21 protein-coding genes are annotated in these 20,413 nt (G+C 71.1%); 8 read left to right on the forward strand and 13 right to left on the reverse strand.

What is annotated here, in order from left to right:
- The 6 genes from CF165_RS25435 to CF165_RS25460 all read right to left on the reverse strand — a co-directional run bounded on the left by CF165_RS25435 (position 1) and on the right by CF165_RS25460 (position 6,174).
- Positions 1–231, reverse strand: coding sequence for a putative acetyltransferase (locus tag CF165_RS25435; protein WP_093950080.1), 231 nt, complete (start codon positions 229–231; stop codon positions 1–3).
- Positions 228–458, reverse strand: a complete 231-nt coding sequence (locus CF165_RS25440) for a glutaredoxin domain-containing protein (RefSeq protein WP_093950081.1) — start codon at positions 456–458, stop codon at positions 228–230. The genes CF165_RS25435 and CF165_RS25440 overlap by 4 nt, the downstream gene beginning before the upstream one ends.
- Positions 455–2,569 carry a phage holin family protein gene (locus CF165_RS25445; protein ID WP_093950082.1) on the reverse strand — a complete coding sequence of 705 codons (2,115 nt, stop codon included), beginning with the start codon at positions 2,567–2,569 and terminating at the stop codon, positions 455–457. The genes CF165_RS25440 and CF165_RS25445 overlap by 4 nt, the downstream gene beginning before the upstream one ends.
- Positions 2,566–3,147 (reverse strand): DedA family protein, encoded by a 582-nt coding sequence (locus CF165_RS25450; RefSeq protein ID WP_093950083.1) that lies wholly within the window; start codon positions 3,145–3,147, stop codon positions 2,566–2,568. Before CF165_RS25450 ends, CF165_RS25445 begins: the two co-directional genes overlap by 4 nt.
- A complete protein-coding gene (locus tag CF165_RS25455) occupies positions 3,144–3,935 on the reverse strand; it encodes an MBL fold metallo-hydrolase (protein WP_093950084.1) in 792 nt (263 codons plus the stop codon). Before CF165_RS25455 ends, CF165_RS25450 begins: the two co-directional genes overlap by 4 nt.
- Before the next feature lie 61 nt (positions 3,936–3,996).
- Positions 3,997–6,174 (reverse strand): terpene synthase family protein, encoded by a 2,178-nt coding sequence (locus tag CF165_RS25460; protein WP_167441569.1) that lies wholly within the window; start codon positions 6,172–6,174, stop codon positions 3,997–3,999.
- Positions 6,175–6,376: 202 nt separating this feature from the next.
- Here CF165_RS25460 and CF165_RS25465 point away from each other — a divergent pair, with 202 nt between their 5' ends.
- Positions 6,377–6,673 carry a GNAT family N-acetyltransferase gene (locus tag CF165_RS25465; RefSeq protein WP_093950086.1) on the forward strand — a complete coding sequence of 99 codons (297 nt, stop codon included), beginning with the start codon at positions 6,377–6,379 and terminating at the stop codon, positions 6,671–6,673.
- A gap of 151 nt (positions 6,674–6,824) precedes the next feature.
- A complete protein-coding gene (locus CF165_RS25470; protein ID WP_093950087.1) occupies positions 6,825–7,841 on the forward strand; it encodes a S1 family peptidase in 1,017 nt (338 codons plus the stop codon).
- Positions 7,842–7,896: 55 nt separating this feature from the next.
- Here CF165_RS25470 and CF165_RS25475 read toward each other — a convergent pair whose 3' ends face one another.
- Entirely contained in the window at positions 7,897–8,523 is a 627-nt protein-coding gene (locus tag CF165_RS25475; RefSeq protein ID WP_093950088.1) for an SAM-dependent methyltransferase, read from the reverse strand.
- A gap of 76 nt (positions 8,524–8,599) precedes the next feature.
- Positions 8,600–10,159: a discoidin domain-containing protein gene (locus CF165_RS25480; RefSeq protein WP_093950089.1), complete on the reverse strand. Its 1,560-nt coding sequence runs from the start codon at positions 10,157–10,159 to the stop codon at positions 8,600–8,602.
- Between the two features lie 170 nt (positions 10,160–10,329).
- Between CF165_RS25480 and CF165_RS25485 the strand changes: the two genes are divergently transcribed.
- Both CF165_RS25485 and CF165_RS25490 read left to right on the forward strand, forming a co-directional pair.
- Positions 10,330–11,058 carry an SDR family oxidoreductase gene (locus CF165_RS25485; RefSeq protein ID WP_093950090.1) on the forward strand — a complete coding sequence of 243 codons (729 nt, stop codon included), beginning with the start codon at positions 10,330–10,332 and terminating at the stop codon, positions 11,056–11,058.
- A gap of 2 nt (positions 11,059–11,060) precedes the next feature.
- Positions 11,061–11,921, forward strand: a complete 861-nt coding sequence (locus tag CF165_RS25490; protein ID WP_093950091.1) for an SCO6745 family protein — start codon at positions 11,061–11,063, stop codon at positions 11,919–11,921.
- A gap of 235 nt (positions 11,922–12,156) precedes the next feature.
- Here CF165_RS25490 and CF165_RS25495 read toward each other — a convergent pair whose 3' ends face one another.
- Together CF165_RS25495 and CF165_RS25500 are read right to left on the reverse strand one after the other, a co-directional pair.
- Positions 12,157–12,996, reverse strand: coding sequence for a hypothetical protein (locus CF165_RS25495; RefSeq protein ID WP_093950092.1), 840 nt, complete (start codon positions 12,994–12,996; stop codon positions 12,157–12,159).
- A gap of 19 nt (positions 12,997–13,015) precedes the next feature.
- Complete coding sequence (locus tag CF165_RS25500) at positions 13,016–14,158, reverse strand: OmpA family protein (RefSeq protein WP_240521778.1); 1,143 nt, start codon at positions 14,156–14,158, stop codon at positions 13,016–13,018.
- Positions 14,159–14,596: 438 nt separating this feature from the next.
- Between CF165_RS25500 and CF165_RS25505 the strand changes: the two genes are divergently transcribed.
- The 3 genes from CF165_RS25505 (at position 14,597) to CF165_RS25515 (ending at position 17,500) form a co-directional block, all read left to right on the forward strand.
- Positions 14,597–16,066 carry a PfkB family carbohydrate kinase gene (locus tag CF165_RS25505; RefSeq protein WP_093950093.1) on the forward strand — a complete coding sequence of 490 codons (1,470 nt, stop codon included), beginning with the start codon at positions 14,597–14,599 and terminating at the stop codon, positions 16,064–16,066.
- Positions 16,063–16,659 carry a GTP cyclohydrolase II gene (locus CF165_RS25510; RefSeq protein WP_093950094.1) on the forward strand — a complete coding sequence of 199 codons (597 nt, stop codon included), beginning with the start codon at positions 16,063–16,065 and terminating at the stop codon, positions 16,657–16,659. Before CF165_RS25505 ends, CF165_RS25510 begins: the two co-directional genes overlap by 4 nt.
- 85 nt (positions 16,660–16,744) lie before the next feature.
- On the forward strand, positions 16,745–17,500 hold the full coding sequence (locus CF165_RS25515) for an SDR family NAD(P)-dependent oxidoreductase (protein ID WP_093950095.1): 756 nt from the start codon (positions 16,745–16,747) through the stop codon (positions 17,498–17,500).
- A 112-nt stretch (positions 17,501–17,612) separates the two neighbouring features.
- Here CF165_RS25515 and CF165_RS25520 read toward each other — a convergent pair whose 3' ends face one another.
- Positions 17,613–18,020, reverse strand: coding sequence for a VOC family protein (locus CF165_RS25520; protein ID WP_093950096.1), 408 nt, complete (start codon positions 18,018–18,020; stop codon positions 17,613–17,615).
- Positions 18,021–18,093: 73 nt separating this feature from the next.
- Positions 18,094–18,654, reverse strand: a complete 561-nt coding sequence (locus tag CF165_RS25525) for a TetR/AcrR family transcriptional regulator (RefSeq protein WP_093950097.1) — start codon at positions 18,652–18,654, stop codon at positions 18,094–18,096.
- A 112-nt stretch (positions 18,655–18,766) separates the two neighbouring features.
- Between CF165_RS25525 and CF165_RS25530 the strand changes: the two genes are divergently transcribed.
- The gene (locus CF165_RS25530) at positions 18,767–19,603 is read left to right on the forward strand and encodes an oxidoreductase (protein ID WP_093950098.1); all 837 of its coding nucleotides are present in this window, start codon (positions 18,767–18,769) and stop codon (positions 19,601–19,603) included.
- 152 nt (positions 19,604–19,755) lie between these two features.
- Here the strand turns inward: CF165_RS25530 and CF165_RS25535 are convergent, their stop codons facing one another.
- On the reverse strand, positions 19,756–20,331 hold the full coding sequence (locus tag CF165_RS25535) for a CGNR zinc finger domain-containing protein (protein WP_093950099.1): 576 nt from the start codon (positions 20,329–20,331) through the stop codon (positions 19,756–19,758).
- Between the last annotated feature and the right edge of the window lie 82 nt (positions 20,332–20,413).

Genomic DNA, 20,413 nt, shown 5'->3' on the forward strand with positions numbered 1-20,413 from the left:
TCACAAAGCGGCCGCTGGGCCGCCACCCGATTTCCGGACCGGCGGCGGGGGCACGGGCTTGGCGAGGGTGACAGCGGAGAACTCGACGACGACCGGCCCGCGCCGGGTCTCGATCGTGCATGTCGCCGAGTCGCGCGCCACCAGGTCGCCGAGCGCGTCGGTGAACCCGCCCTCGATCCGGTAGCGCACGACGACCCGCGTGCCGAGCGGCAGTTCTCGCAGCAGTTTCACAGCCGCCCGCTCAGCTCCTCGTCCGACGGCTCGACCAGGAACGTGCCGTCGTCCCACACGATCGTCGGGATGCGGCGGGCGCCGTCCTGCAGCTCGCGGACCCGCTGCTCGGCCTCCGCGTCCGCCTCGACGTCCACATAGGAGTATTCGACGCCTTCGCGGTCGAGCAGCGCGCGGCTGCGCTTCACGTCCGGGCACCAGCCCGCGCCATACACGGTCAGCTTCACGAAACTACCTCCGTAACAGGGGTTTCCACCCGGGCGTGACCCAAGTCCGTCAGCCAGCCGCGGAACACCCGGTGCAGCGCCTCCGCCCCGACGACCTCGCCGGGGGAGGCCAGTTCGCGCGGGTGCACGACGAAACCGCGCTGCTGCGGCCCGCCCAGCCCGCCGTGCGAGCCCACGTGCGTCTCGAACGGCGACGCCTGGTCGGAATCCGGGTCGTACCGGCTGTTGATCATGACATCCGCGCAGTGCGGGAAACTGTCGACCCGCCGGATCAGGTCCGCCGCGTGGGGGCCGTACGGTTCCAGGGGGTCCTCGCCGATGACGACACCGGTCGCCAGCCGGTGCAGCCCGTCGCGGCCCAGCACCACCGGGCCGAACTCGCGGCTGCGGACCAGGAGGAACCCGACGCCGGGGTGGTCCACCAGGGACGGCAGCAGGTCCGGGAACTCCCGCTCGATCGTCTCCAGCTCCACGCGGCCTTCGTGCTCGGTGAACGAAACCATCGCGATGTGCCCGGACACGACCACCACCACGCCCGGCGCCACGCGGGTGACCGCGCCCGGCGAGCCGGACGTCGTGCGCGGCCGGTCTTCGGCGCACTCGGCGTCCTCCACCCGGGCACGCAGCCGGCGCGCGATCAGGCCGCCGCTCTTCGTCGCCTCGGCCAGGGCCGCGTTGATCTGCCAGCTCTCGGCCTGCCGCCGCTTCCCGGAAGACGCCGCCGTCGGCGACGGCGTCCCGCCGCACACCCGGCCGACGTACGCCTCGATCGTCTCGCCGAACCGCTGGGAAAACGCCTGGCCCTGGGTCTGGCCGTGGTCCGACAGCGCCACCACGTGGTAGCGGCGCGGCGCCAGCCTGCTCGCCCGGTGCAGCCGCGCGATCTGCTGGTCGATCGAGCGCAGCACCGACAGCGTGTCGAACCGCTCGATGCCGGAGTGGTGCGCGACCTCGTCGTAGCCGAGGAAGTCCGCGTACACCGCCGGCCGCCCGGCCAGCATGTCGCCGAGGATCGCGGACACGACGACGTCGCGCGCGATCACCGTCGTGCCCGGCCGGGCCAAGGGGTACCAGCCCCCGCGCGGGACCCGCGGCACGACACCGGCCCGGCGCTGGCGCACCGACGCGGTGATCTCGCGGAAGACGTCGGCCAGGGCGACGGCGAACGTGCGCAGCGCGTTGACCGGGTTGGCGAAGTAGGCGTAGTACCCCGCGCCGAGGCGGTCACGGCGGCGGCGCAGCAGTTTCTTCGGCACCAGCACCGGGATCGAGCTCATGGTGAGGCTGACGTGGGCGGCGTCGCCGGAGAAGAGGTTGCCGCGGCTCGCGCCGTCGCCGGCGAGCAACCCGCGTCCGTCCGAATGCCGCCGCTCGATCTCGGCCGCGTCGGCCGGGTGCGCGCACGCCATCACGTGGTCGCGGTCCTTTTCGTACCAGCGGAAACCGAGGATGTCGTGGTTGGACCCGTGCAGGATGCCGCAGACGCTCGCCCCGGTCTGGGAGCTCCAGTCGGTGTGCCACCGGGTCAGCGCGTGGCTGCCCTCGGCGAGCCACGCGGCGAACGTCGGCATGTCGCCGTCGCGGATCGCGCGGCGGACGGTGTCGTACCCGAGGCCGTCGATCTGCAGGAAGAGCACGCCGGGCGGGAGTTCGGCGTCGCCGGACGCGGGAGCGTGGCGACGCCTTCGCCGGGCGGCGCGGCGGAAGAAGATCTCGTCTTCGTCGATGGCGAGCAGGCTGGAGATGAGCGTCCCGACGGCCGCCATGCCGAGCGTGACGATCACCGCGGTCCGGATCCCCGCGACCTGGACCCCGGGCACGGTGCGGAACACGGCCAGTGTCCCGGCGCCGAGGAGCAGGAACCCGAAGCCGCCGAAGGTGAAGAACGCCAGCGGGTAGGCGATCCGCATGACCAGCGGCCAGACGACGCCGGCGAGCAGACCGAGCAGCAGCGCGCACACCGTCGGCTGCCACCAGTGCGTCATCTCGAAGCCGGGGAGGAGAACGTCGAGCAGGCGCAGCGCCCCGGTCACGGCTACCCACACCAGCAAGACGCGGGCGACGGCCCGGCCGCCACGCAGCAGCCGGCCCTTCGGCGCGGTCGTCGTCACACTCGCTCCTTGGTCTTGCGCCGCCACCGGGCGATCAGGTTGGTGAGCACCGTGACCAGCAGGACCAGGACCGTCGCCAGCAGGGTCGCGATCAGCGGCGAGTCGAAGACGCCTCCGCTGACGATGCCGAGCAGGCTGTACGCGGTCGCCCACAGGACGCAGGCGACGAAGGCGGCGGGCAGCAGCCGCCGCCACGGGTAGCTCAGCGCGGCCGCCGCGAGCAGCACCGGGATCCGGCCGGCCGGGACGAGCCTGCCGACCACGACGAGCTGCCAGCCGCGGCGGGCGAACTGCTCGCGGGCCTTCTCGAGCCGTTCGGCGGGCTGGCGCCTGCTGATCCAGCGGAACGCGGCTTCGCTGCCCAGGCGCGGGATCCCGAACGTCACGACGTCGCCGAGGTACGCCCCGAGGACGGAGAAGACGATCACCAGCGGCAACGACAGCTGGCCGCTGCTGGTCGCGACGGCGGCCGCGGCGCCGACCACCGCGCCGGTGGGCACGATCGGAATGATCGAGCCGAGCAGCACGCCGCCGAACACCGCCGGGTAGCCGAGGGCGGCCGGGTCCGTCCAGTTCACGCGCGGTCCGTCGGCGCGGGGAGCACGACGTCGGCGCCGGGCTCGGTGAACAGCACTTCGGTGGCGATGCCCGCCGCTTTCACTTCGGCCGCGAAGACCCGCGGCGGATCGGCGAGCAGCCTCCGCATCCGGGCGGTGCGCCGCAGGCCGGGGACGGCGAGCGTGCCCCAGTGCACGGGCACGGCGGCGCGGGCCCCGGTCAGTGCGGCGGCCCGCGCGGCGCGGGCCGGGTCGAGGTGGCCGGGGCCGAGGTTCGGCCCCCAGCCCCAGACGGGCAGGAGGGCGACGTCGACCGGGCCGAGGTCGCCCATGCCGTCGAAGAGGTCGGTGTCTCCGGCGTGGTAGACGCTGACGTCCGCGCTCCTGATCAGGTGCCCGATCGCGGGACTCTGCGGGCCGTGGGTGAGCCGCGGCCCCCACCGGTGTCCGGAGTGGACGGCTTCGGTGGCCGTGACGGTCAGCTCGCCTTCGGTGAGCGTCTCCCCGGGCGCGATCTCTTCGACGCGCTCGAAGCCCTTCCCGGCGAGCCAGCTCCCGGCCCCGCGCGGGACGACGATCCGGGTGTCCCGCCCGAGCAGCCGCAGCGACGGCAGGTGCAGGTGGTCCCCGTGCAGGTGCGAGAGCAGGACGAGATCGACGTCCGCGTAGCTTTCGGGCGGCGGCGCGGGAACCACGCGGACCAGGCCGCCGACCCGCGCGGTGAGCACGGGATCGGTCAGCACGACCCGGCCGGCGAGTTCGAGGCGGACGGTCGAATGGCCGAGGAAACGCAGGTTGAAGCCGCTCACACCGTCGAGTATCGCCTCCGCCGCACCCGGACGCCCGGCGGAGTGGCCAGGGCAACGCGGCTCAGCGACCCGCGGGCAGCAGGGAGGAGATCCGCAGCGAGGACGTCCCGATCCCGGACGGCCCGCCGAGCACGGACGCGGCCACCGGGTGGTACCGCAGTTCCGTCTCGGTGTACCGCCCCACGTTCTCGTGCCAGTTGAGGATGCCGGCCATCCAGTCGCGGAACTCGCCGACGTACCCGAGCAGCATCTCCTGCACGTCCGCCGCGACGTCGTAGTCGCGGAACAGCGCGGGCAGCTCGATCGCCGCCGCGTGCTCGAACTCCGCCAGCCGGGCGTGCACCAGGTCGGTGACCACCGCGAACGCGCGCTCTTCCGGGCAGTCGAGGAAGTTCCGCACCACCAGCACGGCGTTGTGGAGCTCGCCCTCGTACTGGATCTCCTTGCGGTAGGAGTACAGGTCGTTGATCAGGCACGCGACGTCCGTCGCCGAGTGCTCGATCGCCTGCACCGGCCGGGTGCGGTACAACGCGGGCGGCACCGAGCGGCCGTGCGAGAACCGGGACAGGCTCATGGTGAGGTCCGAGCCGAACGTCCGGCGCCGCATCTCGACGTAGTCGATCGGGTCCGGGATCCGGTTCTGCGCCTGGTTCGCCAGTTCCCAGAGCCAGCTCGACGTCATCGAGTCGACCGCCCGGCGCACCGCGCGCCGGTTCTCCGGCGTCATGTCGGCCGTGGTCCGCGGCCAGAGGTCGGCCAGCCCGGCCTCCAGCGCGGTCGCCGGTATCGGCATCGGCGAGTCGTCCACCGGCATGAACGCCGACAAGCGGAGGTTGTACGCCTTCGCGGCCGTCAGGTCGCGGGTCGCGCCGAACACCACCGGGTAGTAGTCGTCCGCGTAGGTACCCCAGGTCAGCCAGTCGCTGGTGACGTCGAGGGTGTCCGCGGTGGCGTCCGGGTGGATGCCCGCCGCGCACAGCGGCAGGTCGGCGGCGCGCAGCTTCCGCTCGTCCCAGACCACGCCGTCGAGGAAGCCCGTGCGCCGTGCCCAGTCGACGTTGCGCACCCGGCACGTGCCCAGGTGCGGGCTCAGCCGCAGCGGGAACGGCACGTCGACGGCCGGCCGCGGGACGTCGACCGCGCGGAACGGCGTCGAGCTGTACGCCCGCAACCGTTGCGGCGCGGTGGCGAGCACCGAGGAGAAGATGCGTGCCGCGGACGTCCCGAGGCCCGAGGTGCCGCCGAGGTCCGGGCCGCCGCGGGCGGCCAGGGCGCCCTCGTTCATGTACCGGCTGGACCGCAGGTGCCATTCGTGCCCGCCGGACTGCCAGTCCTGCAGGCCCTTGACGTAGGCGAACGTCGCCGCGCGCGCGGCCGGGTCGACCCCGTGCTCGTCGAACAGCGCGGGCACTTCGGTGAGGGCGGTGTGTTCGAACTGGTGCAGCCGCGAGGTGATCAGGTCGTTGACCGCGTCGGCCGCCTGCTGGGTGGTCAGCCCGAGGAACTCCTCGAACACGAGCACGCCGTTGGACAGCTCGCCCTCGTCCTGGACCTCGCGCTGGTAGGAGAACAGGTCGTTGCGGAGGTGGACGCTGTCGGCGAAGCAGTCGCGAAGGACCTCCATCGGGCGCGACGCGGCGATCTCGTCGGGCACCTCGGCGTGCACCGAGTGTTCGACCAGGTTCGCCGACCACGGCGCGCCGCCGACCTTCCGCCGCATCTCGACGTACTCGATGGGGTTGGAAAGCCGGCCCTCGTTGATGTTGGCCAGCTCCCACAGCGACTCTTCCAGCAGCGCCTTCGTGCTTTCCACGAACCGGCGCCGCCACCCGGCCGAGCGGTGCGGGACGGTCCGGTTCCACAGGTCGGTCAGGCCGCGCTCGACCGGGTTTTCCGGTGTCGCGGTGATCTCGCCCTCGGCGGGCATGAACAGGGCGAGCCGGTCGAGGTAGGTCCGCGCGCTGTCGATGTCGCCGGTGCGCTTGTACAGCTCGAGGAAGTGGTCGTCGAAGTAGAAGACCCAGACGTACCAGTCGGTGATCAGGTCGAGCTCTTCGGCGCCGGCGTCCGGGTGGGTGTAGGCGCAGAGCAGCGCGTAGTCGTGGGAGTCGAGGTCGTGCTCGGTCCAGATCACCGTGCCGTGCTGGGGCACGTCGATCATGTCCATTCCGCGCGCCCACGCCTTGCTGTGCTCGCGCGCGCCCTCCAGGTGCGGGTTCAGGCGCGCCGGGTAGGGCATGTAGAACTCGGGGAGGACGAACGGTTGCTGAGGCACCCCGTGAGGCAACCAAAGGAAGCCGGTGCCCGCCAAGGGAAGCAAGCCGGATGCACACGAACGGGCCGGACGCTTCCCCCGCCCGGCCCAGTGTGGTGCACGGCCCGGTCAGCACGCGGTGGCCGGGCGTCGCACGATGGTGGACGTACCTGACGAAGGAGAGCCGATGACCGACGGAAACCGAGTGGTCGACAACCCGGACGAGGACCGTTACGAGCTGTGGGCGGGGGAGAAGCTGGCGGGAATCGCGCAGTACGACCGGCGCGGCGACCTCACGGTGTTCACCCACACCGAGATCGACGACGCGTTCGGCGGGCAGGGCCTGGGCAAGGTGCTGGCGGCCGGCGCGCTCGACGACGTCGTCGCCCGGGGCGGGACGATCGTGCCGGTCTGCCCGTTCATCGCCGGGTACTTGAAGAAGCACGCCGGGTACGAGGATCACGTCCGCTGGCCGCGCGAGTAGGCCGAAGGGGGTGGCGCGTTAGGCCGTTCGGGGTGATCTGAGAGGTATGTCCGGTTCCCTTGGTTATTAACCAACCTTCGTCGGTAGTGCGTTGGTTGCCTGGCAACGAAAGTGTCGGCACAGACTTCAACGGCAACCCTGGAGGAAGTTGATGACTCCCCGGAAGACCGCCCTCAAGACCTTCGCCGTCTTGTCGGCAGCGGCGCTGACCAGCGGTGTTTGCGCTTCGGCCGCCACTGCGTCCCCGCTGGCCTTCGCGGAACTGCAGGCCCACGCGATCACCGCCGCCACCCAGGTGGCCGACGCGCTCGGCGCCGCTTCCGGCGGCATCTACCTCGAGAACGGCAAGGCCGTGGTGAACGTCGTCGACGACGCGGCGATGCAGCAGGTGCAGGCCGCCGGCTTCACCGCGAAGAAGGTCAAGCACACCTTCGCGGCGCTCACCGGCGTCAAGAACCAGCTGGACGCGGTGAAGAACGTGCCGCAGACCGCGTGGGGCATCGACACCAAGACCAACCAGGTCGTGGTGAAGGTCTACGACGCGGCGAGCAAGGAGACCGCCGACAAGGTCTCCGCGGCCGCCGCGAAGTACGGCGACAGCGTCCGCGTCGAGCACCGCACCGGCAAGCTGTCGCTGTACATCAAGGACGGCGACGCGATCCAGAACAGCCAGGGCCGCTGCTCGCTCGGCTTCAACGTGACGCGCGGCGGTTCGCCGTTCCTGCTCACCGCGGGTCACTGCACCAACCTCGGCGGAACCTGGTCCGGCGGCGACGTCTCCGGCGCGCAGGTCGTCGAGAGCGACTGCCCCGGCGCCGACTCCGGCCTGCTGACCCGCCCGAACGGCACCGGGCCCGGCGAGATCAACACCGGCCAGCAGATCACCAGCGCGGCGACCCCCACCGTCGGCGAGCAGATGCAGAAGCAGGGCTCGACCACCGGCGGCGGCAGCGGTGAAGTGACCTCGGTCGACGAGTCGGTCAACTTCGACGTCGGCGTGCTCAACCACGAGTTCGGCACCACCGCGCACACCGACCACGGCGACTCCGGCGGCCCGGCGTACGACGGTTCGAAGGGCCTGGGCACGCTGTCCGGCGGCGACACCGTGACCAGCTACTTCTACCCGCTGACCCTCGAACTGCAGGCGTACGGCCTCGAGCTCGCCTGATATCCGGCGAAGGCCGCTCACCTCCGTCGGGGGAGGTGAGCGGCCTTCGCTCTTTCTAGGCTTCCAGCCGCTTCGCGCGGTAGACGGCGTCGGTGTGGTGGCCCTCGCCGCGCGTCTCGCACGTCTCGACGACCCACTGCCCGGCGTCGCCGAGGTAGGTGGTGATCTCCTCCGGCTCGAAGTACAGCTCCTGCGGCGGTTTCTGGCCGTCGAACTCGCGCATCGCCTTCGGCGAGTGCCCGACGACCAGCAGCGAGCCGCCGGGCCGGATCGCCGCGGCGGCCGCGCCGAAGACGTCGCGGCGCAGGTCCGGCGGGAGGTGGACGTACTGCGCGGAGATCAGGTCGTAGCTCTCCTCGGGCCGCCAGGTCAGGATGTCGCGGTGCAGCCACCGGACGTCCACGCCGGCTTCCTTGCCCGCGGCTTCGGCCCGGGCGAGGGCGGTGGTCGAGATATCGGCGCCGTCGACGGTCCAGCCCAGCTTGGCGAGCCAGATCGCGTCGCCACCCTCGCCGCAGCCGAGGTCGAGGGCGTGCCCGGGTTTCAGCCCCTCGACCTCGGTGCGCAGGTTGACGTTGACGTTCCCGCTCCAGATCTGGTCGTCGCGCTGGTAGAGCGCCTCCCAGAACTCCCGCTTGAGCAGGTTCTCGACGGTTATCGGCTGATCGTGCGTGTGGGACAAAGCTCCTCCTCGGGACGTCTTCCGAGCATGCGGAAGACGTCCCTAGGAAGGCAAACTTCGTTGCCGATCCGGCAACTCAGGGCGTGCCGAACACCTGCAGCTCGTACAGCGAGTAGCCGTACGACGTGCCGCGGGTGACGCCGTTCATCCGGACGTAGCGGCCGGTGCCCGCCAACCCGGTGAGGTCGTCCGTGCCGCCGTTGCCGGTGGTGGTGCTGTAGATCGTCGTCCAGGCCGTGCCGTCGGCGGAGGTCTGGACGCTGTACGCCTTGCCGTACGCGGCTTCCCAGGCCAGCTTGACGTGCGAGATCGAGGCGGTCGCGCCGAGGTCGACGCGCAGCCACTGCGGGTCGGTGCCTTCCTTCGACGCCCACCGCGTGCTCGTCAGGTTGCCGTCCACGGCGGCGCTCGCCGGATACGACGACGACTCGGTGGACGACGCCGTCGCGGCCTTGCCTTGCGACAGCAGCGTTTCCGGGCCACCGGTCACCGTGACGCCCAGCGACGCGGTTTTCGTGCCACCGGTGAGGGTGATCGTCGCCGAGCCGGGGGTCGCGGTGGTGGTTGCGGCGACCGTGACGGTCGAGGTGCCGCCGGCCGGCACCGACGCGGGGGAGAAGGAGACGGTCACGCCCGCGGGAGCGCCACTCGCGGAGAGCGTGGCGGCCTCGGCGGACGTCACGGTGGCCGTCGCCGAAGCGCCCGGCGCGACCGACACCGACGAAGGCGTCACGCTGAGACCTGAGGTGCCGGCCGCGGTGAACGTCCACCGGGCGGCGGTGCCGGAGCAGCTGCCCGCGGTGAGCGTGGTGCCCGAGGCGCGGAAGCACTTGCTGCTGGTCTGGATGTCGGAGATGGTGCCGTCGGGGTTGATCGACCACTGCTGGGCCGGGCCGCCGGTGCAGGTCTGGAGCACGATCGAGCTGCCGGAGATGCCCGCGCACTTGTCGTTGATGACGAGGAACGCGCCGTGGAAGGTGAACCGCTGCGCGTCACTTCCGGAGCAGGCCGCCACTTTCAGCGTCGTGCCGCTGCTCGGGGCTTCGAGGCAGGTGCCGGTGGAGTTGTTGCGGTACTGGCCGACCGTCTTGTTCGGCTGCGCGCCGCCGTAGCACTCACCGGTGCTGGTGTTGAAGATCGGCGTCGCGTCGTACGGCTCGTTCGACGGCGGGTCGACGACGACCGGTTCCATGACCGGCGTGTTGTCGGGGTTGTAGTGCGTGAGCGCGTCTTCGCAGTCGATCGCGTCGAAGGCGCTGCCGCCCTTGCCGCCGAGCCAGAGGTCGATGTGCCGCAGCCCGGGACCGCCGTTCGGGCCATGGCTGTTCCAGTCGTCGGAACACTCGTCGCAGCCGTCCTCCATGATGAAGTACTTCTTCATCCGCGGCACCCAGACCTTGGTGCCGGGCTTGAGTTCGTCGCTGCTGGTGGCGAAGGTGACCGGGTCGGCGTACGTGCCCTTGCCGCCCGCGGTGCTGTGGATTTTCGGGTAGGAGATGTCGCCGCCGGGCGGGGTGTTGTCCCACCAGCCGTAGAAGGTGAGGAAGGTCGGCTGCGTGGTGGCCGCGCTCGCCGCCGGTCCGCCGGCGAGCGCGAGGAACAGGGTCACCACGAGCAAGAACGAGCGCCGGGTCATGCTGCCTCCGTGAGGGCGGGTGGACGATGACTGCGGCGTCCGTCCAGGTTCGCCGTGCGGCGGCCCGTCGTCAAGGCCTATTCGTAAAGCATCCTAACGAACTGGGATTTCGTGTCCCGCTCGCCGGGAAAACCGAGACGGTAAGCGCTTTCCTCCGCGAAGATGACGGCATGAGCGAACAGCGGGAAATCGTGGTCACCGGAGGCGGCACGGGCATCGGGCTGGCGATCGCCGCCCGGTTCGCGGCGGCGGGCGAGCGGGTCACCGTCACCGGGCGCCGCAAGGACGTGCTCGAAGCGGCGGCGGAGAAGATCGGCGCGCGGGCGGTGGCGTTCGACGCGAGCGATCCGGCGGCCGTGCAGGCCGCGCTGGCGGAGCTGCCGTCCCGGGTGGACGTCCTGGTCAACAACGCGGGCGGCAACACCGACCGGGTCCGCGAAGCCCCGGCGCCCGGCGACCTGCAGGGCCTCGCCGACGCGTGGCACGCGAACTTCGACGCCAACGTCCTCTCCGCCGTCCTGGTGACGGCTGCCTTGAAGCCGCGCTTCGCGGACAACGTACGGGTTGTGACTCTCGGCTCCGTCGCGGCGAAGCAAGGCTCCGGCTCGTACGGCGCGGCGAAGGCGGCGATCGAGGCGTGGAACACGGACCTGGCGCGTCAGCTCGGTGACACCGGTTCGGCCAACGTCGTGGCGCCCGGCGTTATCCTCGACACGGAGTTCTTCCACGGCACGCTCACGGAGGAATGGCTGAGTTCGCGGATTTCGGTGGCGTTGAACAAGCGCGCCGGCCGCCCGGAGGAGGTGGCGGAAACGGTCGAGTTCCTGGCCGCGCCGGGCGCGGGCCACCTCACCGGCCAGGTCGTCCACGTGAACGGCGGCGCGTACGGAGCGCGCTAGCCATGGTTCCCGGCAGCGGCGTTGGAGCATCACCGGCCCGGCAGCTGTGGGCGGCCGTGGAGCCGCTGCACGCAGTCGTCTACTTCGCACCCGAGACGGCCGAAGCGGCGAAGGCGGCGGGCCTGCGCGGGTACTGGATGGGCTACTTCGCGGGCCGCCTGGCCCCCCTCGGCCGGATCGGCCCGGCGGCGGCGACGTCGATGTTGTTCGGCTTCGCCCCGGAGATGGTGGCACGGGCCCTGCCGGACGCGTGGTCGTTCGCTTCGCCCGCGGACGTCGTCCGGTCCCGGCTCGACGCGGTCTCGGCGGCGTTGCGCCGGACCTTGGGACCGGACGACCCCGAGGAACTGGCCGCCCTGCTTTCCCGGGCGGCGGAGGCGTGCGAGTGCGACGGCCGCCCCCTGGCGGCGGGCTGGGCCGCGGTACCGAAGCCACCGGAGTCGTGGAGCCGCCTGTGGCTGGCGGCAACGGTGCTGCGTGAGCACCGCGGCGACGGCCACGTCCTCGCGGCGGTCCACGCCGGGTTGAGCGGCTTGGAGACAACGCTCACCCACATAGGTGACGGAGTGATAGGCCGAGCTGACGTCCAGCCCCACCGAGGCTGGTCCGACGAACAGTGGAACAGGGCGACGGACCGGCTGCGGGCCCGCGGAATCCTCGACGCGGACGGCCGCCTGACCGAGACCGGCCGTGCCCTGCGCCACCGGATCGAGGAGGACACGGACCGCCTGGCGGCAGCACCGGCGGAGGAGCTGGGCAAAGACCTCGAGCGGCTCCTGGAGCTGGCGGTGCCGCTGAGCCGGGCGTTGATCGATGCGGGCGTGGTCCCGGTCCCGAACCCGATGGGCGTCTCACGCCCCTGAGCGGCTCAGGCTGCCGGCTCACCGGGTTCCGGCAAGTCGTGCGCCCGGACTCCGGAAACGCACGCCCGGCTCGGCCCTTGACCGCTGGTCGCCGAGGTGGTCGTGGTTCCGACACCGGCCAGCAGCTCGCCGCACGTATCTATCGACTCCCACCGACGAAACCGGCCGTTCAGCCGTCCCGGGGCGAAGTTGTCCACAAGCGAGCCCGCCTGTGGACAACTTGCCCCGCCCAGGGTCACTCGGCGCCGGTCTCCCCGCGAGCCGCCTGGCGGCGCAGCAGGTCGTACTGGCAGCTCAGCTCGTGAGCCTCGTCCTCATACGCGCGCTTCGCCGCGAGGAACGGCCGCACGCATTCGCTGTAGTGGCGCAGGTCGTCCTGCTCCAGCGAGCCGTCGCGGAAGGCCGTCCAGAACACCAGCGTCGCCGAGATCACCATGACCAGCGCGACCAGCACCGCCATCAGCACCGCGAGATCGTTCATCCCGGACAGCACGCCCTCGGTGTACACCCGGACGAACATCACCACCCCCATCAGCCCGACGAGCAGCCCGACCGTGGCCAGGCTGAGCTTCGAGCCGGCGGACAGCTTCGCCCAGTCCAGCTGGCGCTTGGCGTTCTTGTGCTGGCGCTGGTTGTGACCCAGGTGGTGCAGCGCGGTCGCCGCGCCGCCGGTGGCCAGCACCGAAATCACCACGCTGATCGCCAGCGGCAGCCCCAGCGGGTCGCTCCAGTCGACGTTGAACACCGAACTCGCCAGCCACAGCATGATCGGCAGGTCGACCACGGTCACCGTGAGCAGGGTCAGCATCCGGGTCAGCCGGCCGGCACGCCGGTGGCGCTGGCTGCCGCGGAGCTGTTCCAGCTCGATCAGCCGGTCGATCAGCTCGGCGCGGGCCTGGGCCTCGCCGACGGTCAGGTTCTGGCCGTGCGGGCCCACCACGTGGCCCTCCATCGCCCGGGCGGAGCGGTAGTTCAGCTCCTGCACCCGCGCCAGGAGCAGGTCGCCGGCGGGGGTTTCCCGGCGGGGCCGCGGCTGGGGCAGGGGGAGGTTGCGCGTCTGGTCGGTGCTGGTCATGGCCGTGCCTCCTGGTCTTCTACGAGCTCGGGCCGGGGCCCTGGTACGTGATCTCCACCCGCCTCATCCGGGCCGCCGCCGCTTCGTCGAACCGCCCGCCGGTCATCGCGGTGACCCCGGGCTGGGTGCCGGTGCCGGAGGCGTCGACCCGCTGGGTCACCCCGGCCTCGGTGAGCGCGCCGGCGACGGCACGCGCTCGCTGCTCCGCCAGTTCCCGCCGCCCCGCGTCGGTCGACCCCGGTGGGTCGGCCGCGAAGCCGCGGACGGTGACCGGCGCTGGCGAGCCGCCGGCCGTGATGCTGCCCGCGAGCGACCGCAGCAGGTCGCGGGCCGATTCGGAAAGCACCGCGGAGTCCCCGGCGAAGCCGAGCGCGGAGTCCGAAACCGTGGTGGTGACCTCGCCGCGCGGGCCGGTCACCGACGTCACCCCGGGTACCGGCACGACCGGTGTCGCCACGGCGGCCCGTGACGGCTCGGCCGGGATCCGGCTCTGGTCGACGTCGCACGCCGCCGCGCCGGCCGCCCGGCAGATCGCCTGCCAGTACGCGGCCAGCCGGTCGCGGGCCGGCGACGGCAGCGGCGGCTGGGCGCCGGCCACCGAACCGAGCCCGGCGAAGAGCACGTGCCAGCCGTGCAGCCGCGGCAGTTGCCCGGCGGCGGCCAGCCGCGCGGTGATGACGGCGGGGTCGGCCGCCCAGCCGACCTGCCGCAGGTCGAACGCGCCGGCCGTGCTCAAGCCGCTGCTCTGGACCACGAGTGTCCCGGCAGGCACGCCGCGGACGGCGTCGGCGATGCCGGTGAGCAGGTCGAGCCCGCTCTTGTGCGCCGTGGTGGCGCCGATCGCGTCGACCGCGCTGGTGACGTTCCAGTCGATCAGCGACGGCCGGGAAAGGCCGTGCTCCAGCGACCCGTCGGCCCGCCGCGGGGTGAGCACGATCGAGCGCTGGTCGCCGCCGTCCGCGGCCGACACCAGCACGACGCTGCTCTTGCCCGAGCCCTGCTGCGAGACGTTCCCGCTGTTCGCGGCGTCGCGCAGTACCGCGCGGACGGCGTCGGTGACGGCAGGCCGCGGCTCGTTCGCCGTCCCGCTGACGACCACCACCACCCGATCGCCGCCGGTGGGGAGCACGGCCCGCGTCGGCAGCGCGCAGCCACTCACCACGAGGCCGATGGCAATCGTTCCGGCAAATGCCGCCACCCTGCCGCTGACGTGTGGAGACGCTGCGCCACGCAGGCCCAGCAGGGTGTTCGAGGGCCGGGCTACTTGCGCCGTCCAGGGGTTTCGAGGCTGCATGATGACCTCCCGAGGGTCCATGAGCATCTTCAGGGTGTCATTTGCCCTGTAACAATGTCAATTGACAAAACGATGTCGTCGGCAGGGGTTTCCCTGGTCGACGCCCGGAAGCGCCCGTTCCGTCGACACGGGAGACCCGGATGCCGCAGTCAAACGGACCGAACGGAGCAACTTCGCGAGTCGCACCGGGGCGAGGGGGCAACAATGGGAGGTCGGCTGCCCGCGTCCGCCGACGCGGTGCCCGGAATCTTCGAGCAAGTGCCGACCGGAAGAAGGCAAACGCCGAGCGAAAGGTAGGCTGGGGCGATGGCGAGGTACGACGCCAACGTCGAGGGCGTCCGGAGCGTCTTTCTCAAGCTGAGGACGCGCAGCGGGCTCACTGTCGAGCGCCTCGACGCCACCGAGGTCGACGTCCGCCTGCTCGCCGAACTCCCTTCTGTCCGCCGTCACATCCGCGAGACCGGGGTGTCCGAGGGCGAAGCGATCGTCCACGTCGTGACGTCGGTCGTCGCGGCGCTCGAACCGGCCGACCTGCTGATCGCCGACACCGCGCTGGCCCTCGGCGTCCTTCGTGCGCGCGTGGGCGAGCGAACCGAAGTGGAGCGGCTGTACGCGGACGACCTGGGGGAGCGGCGCCGCGCGCTCGCCGAAGGCTGGGAGACCCTGCACGAGCTGCTCGGCGTCACGCCCGGTCACCCGTCTCCGACGGTCCGGAGCCTGCGCGGCACGATCGAAGCCAGGACGCTGGGCGTGCTCGCCGAGCGCTGCGTCGACGACGCCGAGCCTGCCGACGTCGAATCCCTCGGGGAAACCGTGGGTTTCGTCGTGGTGGTGGGCAGCGCCGTGACCGACCACGTGGTCGTCTCCGAGGAGTTGCCCGGAATCGGCGAGGCCGTCCAGGCCGAGTCCTTCGACGTGCACCCGGGCGGCAAGGGCCTCAACCTCGCGGTGGCCGGGCGCCGCCTGGGCCTCGACGCGCGGCTCGTCACCGCGATCGGTGGCGACTCCCAGGCCAAGGACCTGCTGCAGTTCATGCGCAAGGAAGGGCTGGGGACCGAGCTCGTCAAGGAGACGCCCGGCGTCGCCAACCCGCGTGCGCTGGTGCTCGTCGGCCAGACCGGGGAGACCCGCTACCTCGGCTGGACGAACGAAACCGAGGTCTCTTTGTCCAGAGAGGACCTTCGCGCGCCACGGGTTCGGGAGGCGATGGCCGCGGCGGACGCCGTGCTGGTCACGCTCGAACCGCCGATGGAAACGATCAAGTGGGCACTCTCGGCCGCCACCGCGCAACGGGAAAAGCCCTTGGTGCTGCTGCAGGCTTCCCCACCTCGCGAAACCCCGCAGCAGCTCTACCGGCTCCTTCGCGGGGTGGACTACCTCGTCGGCCGCGAAGGCGAGCTGCGCAGGCTGCTGTCCGATCCGGACGGTCCCCGCAACGTCGACGACCTGGCCCGGTCTCTGTTGTCCTTGGGCGTAGGTGCCGTGTGCGTCATCGAGAGTTTCGGTTGTAAGATCCGATCGAGCGTGATCTCCCAAGACATCGAGGGTCCGCCGGTCCCGCTCGACGACGCACCGGGCGTCCGTGAAGCTTTTTCCGCGGCGCTCATCCACAAACTCATTCAAGAGGGTGCCGGCCGGAGCCGCGAAGAAGCCCTGCGCTGGGCGATCGCGGCGATGGCGACCAATCCTTCGCTCGACGAGATCGCCGAGTCCATGCCGGGCCGCGACGAGGTCGAGCGCACCCTCGAGACCGACCGAATCCTGGAGAATCCGTGACCGGATCAGTGGTGCACCAGCTGGAGGGCGCCGACGGGGCGTTCCGCGCAGTCGTCCTCGAGGCCGAAGCGGACCGGGCGAACCCGCCGTGCGCGGCGGTGTACGGCGAGCCGTCCGACGGCTGTCCGGTCCGCGTCCATTCCCGTTGCCTCTACGGCGAAGTCTTCGAGTCGACCGATTGCGACTGCCTGTGGCAGCTGCGCGAGTCCCGTCGCATCATCCGCGAGCACGGCTCCGGCGTGCTGGTCTACCTGGACCAGGAGGGCCGCGGTGCCGGCCTGGTGGCCAAGGCCAAGGGGCTCCAGTTGTCGCAGAAGGAAGATCTCGACACCTTCGCCAGCTACGCGGCGCTGGGCTACAAGGCCGACACTCGCTCCTATGAGGACGCTGCCGCCTTGCTGAAGCAGCTCGGTCTCGGAAAAGTCACCCTGCTGACCAACAACCCGGCCAAAGTGTACGCACTCGAAGTGGGCGGCATCGAGGTCGAGATGCAGCAGCTGGTCCCGCCGGAGCTCAGTGACACGGCGTTGAAGTACCTGGTCGCGAAGGAACTCCACGGACACGCGATCCTCCCGAACAAGCTGCCTGCCTGATCGGCGTTCCGGCCTGCGTGCCTCTGTCGATTCCGGGTGCGCCCGTTCGACGCTCCGATGAACGGACCCGGACATCGGAGGACTCATGACGTTGCTCGAAGGCAAGAACGCGATCGTCTACGGCGCGGCCGGGCGGATCGGCACGGCCGTGGCCACCAGCTTCGCCCAGGAAGGCGCGATGGTCTTCCTCGCCGGTCGCACGCTCGCCCGGCTGGACGAGCTCGCCGAGCGCATCCGGGCGGGCGGCGGATCGGCCGAGACGGCGCAGGTCGACGCCCTCGACGAGCGCTCGGTCGACGAGCACGCGGACGCGGTCGCCGCTCAGGGCGGCATCGACATCTCGTTCAACCTCATCGCCCACGGCGACGTCCAGGGCACACCGCTGGTCGACATGTCACTCGCGGACTACGAACGTCCGGTCGTGACTGCCGTGCGCACCCAGTTCCTGACCGCCCGCGCGGCGGCCCGGCACATGATCGGAAAACGGTCCGGTGTCATCCTCCTGTTCGGTGGGGCGGGCGAGCCCGTGCGCGAGTTCGCCGTCGGCGGACTGCAGGTGGCGTTCCACGCGCTCGAGGCGATGCGCCGCCAGCTCGCCGCCGAGCTGGGCCCGCACGGCATCCGGACGGTGACGCTACGGACAGGCGGGATCCCCGAGACGCTCCCGGACGGCTTCCCCGGCCGGGAAGCCATCGAGGACAGCATCGCGGGCAAGACGATGCTCGGCCGCGCGGCCACCCTCGCCGACGTCGGTGCGGTCGCGGCGTTCGTCGCGTCCGACCGCGCCCGCACGATGACGGCAGCCACGGTCAACGTCAGCTGCGGTGCCCTGGTCGACTAGCCGCACGGTGGCGAGCCGGTGCCGCGGGTTCACCACCGCAACCAGCCGGTTCGCGGCCGGCGACCCGGCTCGTGCTGCTGCCTGGCTCGTGCTGCTGCCGGCGCGTCGCCGGTCAGCGGCGCGACGAGATCTGCTGCACCGCCCACGCGTTGCCGTCCGGGTCGGTGAAGTGCACGAACCCGACGTTGTCCAAGTCGGCCTTTCCGTCCCAGGCGCCCATGCCGAAGACCTGGATTTCGCCGGCTTCGACGCCGCGCTCGAGCAGCATCGCGTGTGCCTTCGGCAGGTCGTTGACCACGAGCTGCAGTCCCTTGATCGAACCTGGTGTCATGTCCGGCACGGCGCCCTTGCCGATCACGACCGAGCAGCCGGAACCCGGCGGGGTCAGCTGGACGAACCGCGTGTTCTCGTCGATCGTCATGTCGTGGTCGACGGTGAACCCGAGCTGGTCACTGTAGAACGCCTTGGCGCGGTCCACATCGGACACCGGTACCACGACCACTTCGAGCGTCCACTCCATTGCGTGTCCTTCCGTCGACCGGCTCGGCGGACCACACGCTACTCGTGCCCGAGGTGTTCCCGTACCGCTCTCGTCAGTGCTCCGCGATCAGGCGCCGGACCGCGTCCACCACCAGTGCCCGCCGTTCCTCGCGGGGGATGGTGGTGCGCACGCCGAGTTCCGAGTTGGTCGTCGTCCACGCCGTCGAGACCGACTGGATCAGCACCAGCAGTTCCATGGGTGTGTAGTGGTCGGACAGTCTCCCTTCCTTCTGGGCACGCTCCATGTCGAGCAGCCGGATTTCGTTGGCCAGGACGATCTCGGTGACCCACTTGCCTTCGGGACGTTCCAGCCGGTGCCAGATCGCCAGCCGCAGCGCGTCCGGTCGCTCTTCGTACCGGTCGAAGAGCCTTCCGGCGTAGCCCGGCAGGTCGCCGGTGTCGAGCGGGACGTCGAGGACGAACCGGGCGACCGATTCGCCGAACACCGCGTCGAACAGGTTGTCTTTGCTGCCGAAGTACGAGTAGATCATCGCTTTGTTGCAGCCGGCGGCGGCCGCGATCCGGTCAACGCGGGCGCCTGCGATGCCCCGTTCCGCGAACTCCTCCGTGGCGGCGGTCAGCAGTCGCCGCTTCGTCTCCGCCGCGTCTCTCATGTCGGCCACATTAGCAACTAACTGGTTGGTTGACAAACCCGCCCTCGAGGTGTTTCCTGAAATAACCAACCGGTTGGTTAGCGCCGAGCCGGACGAGCTAGGAGAGGGCATCATGAGCAAGACGTGGCTGATCACCGGCAGTTCCCGCGGGTTCGGGCGGGAGCTGGCGCGGGCGGCACTCGAGGACGGCGACCGGGTGGTCGCCACCGCTCGCCGGCCGGAACAGCTGGAAGACTTGGTGGCCGAGTTCGGTGCCGCGATCCGCGCGTTCGCGCTGGATGTCACGGATGCCGAGGCCTCGCGTGAGGCGGTCGCGTTCGCCGTGCGCGAGTTCGGCGGCCTTGACGTCGTGGTCAACAACGCCGGCTACGCGAACAGCGCGCCCATCGAAGACATGGCCGAGGAAGACTTCCGGGCGCAGGTCGAGGCCAACTTCTTCGGGGTCGTCAACGTCACGCGAGCGGCGCTGCCGGTGTTCCGCGAGCAGGGCTCGGGTCACTTCCTGCAGTTCTCGTCGGTCGGCGGCCGGGTCGGCGGGTCGCCGGGCCTTGGCGCGTACCAGGCGGCGAAGTTCGCCGTGGAGGGCTTCTCCGAGGTGCTCAACGCGGAGGTGAAGCCGTTCGGTGTCAAGGTCACGATCGTCGAGCCGGGCGCGTTCCGCACGGATTGGCAAGGCGCCTCGATGGAACGCGCCCCGGTCCGGCCGGAGTACGACGCGTCGGTGGGTGAGATGCACCGGCTGCGCGACGCGAGCGACGGCAAGCAGCAGGGTGACCCGGCCCGGGCGGCCCGCATCCTCGCCGACCTGGTCCGGCTCGACAAACCACCGTTGCGGCTGCTGCTCGGCGCGGACGCGGTGGAAGCGGTGCAACGGTCGGAACGCGCTCGCGGGGAGGAGGTGGCCGAATGGGCCGAGGTGAGCCGTTCGGCGGCGTTCGCGGCGGAGTGATCGCGACCGGGCCGGAGACGCGGGTCTGAGGCTGGAGGGAGGGTAGGTGTGGCCGATTGAATTCGGGGCGTCGACGTGGCCGACGTGCGTCTGGGCGCGCAACCCGCAATGGTCGGCGGGTGCTGAGGCATCCTTCGGTGGGGTTGGGCCGGTCAGGAGGGTTGCTGGGACGCTTCGCGCTGTTCGACCACCAGGCGCTGGTGCCGGGCCGCGCGGACCCGGTCGCCGCACGTCGTGGAGCACCAGCGGCGTCGTGCGTGCTCGCGGAGGAAGAACCGGACGCAGCCGTGCGCCTCGCAGGGGCGCACCAGGCGGCCGAGGTCGCCGCTGACGACGTCGATCGCGTCGCGGGCCAGGGATGCCACGGCTTCGTCGAGGGTGTCCGGCCGGGTGCTGTGCCACTCCCGCCGTGGGCCGGCCGGCCAGCTGAGCTGGGGTGCGACGGTGTCGGCGCGGGCGGCCGCGTTCACCGTCGCCACGGCGGTGGTGTCCGGTGAGCGTTCTTCCGCCAGCGCGGCCAGCAACTCGCGGACTGCGGTGCGGAGGGTGGCCAAGCGGCTCAGGTCGTCCGGGCCGAGGGTGACTGCCGGGAGGCCGTGCCGGCGCAGCCACTCGGTCGCGTCGCCGGGCTCGGCGAGTTCGTCCACCTCGCCGGCGGTGCTCAAGCGCCAGGTGTTGACCAATGCCAGGGCGGGGGAGCTGTCCTCGCCGGGTGCCGCAGTGACCACGTTCGCCTCCCGAATCCGTTCCCCAGTTTGCCCAATCCGTTGACAGCCTACCTTATCTCATGGATAACTGAATAAGTATCCA

Source organism: Amycolatopsis vastitatis, from assembly GCF_002234595.1.
Classification (GTDB): Bacteria; Actinomycetota; Actinomycetes; order Mycobacteriales; family Pseudonocardiaceae; genus Amycolatopsis; species Amycolatopsis vastitatis.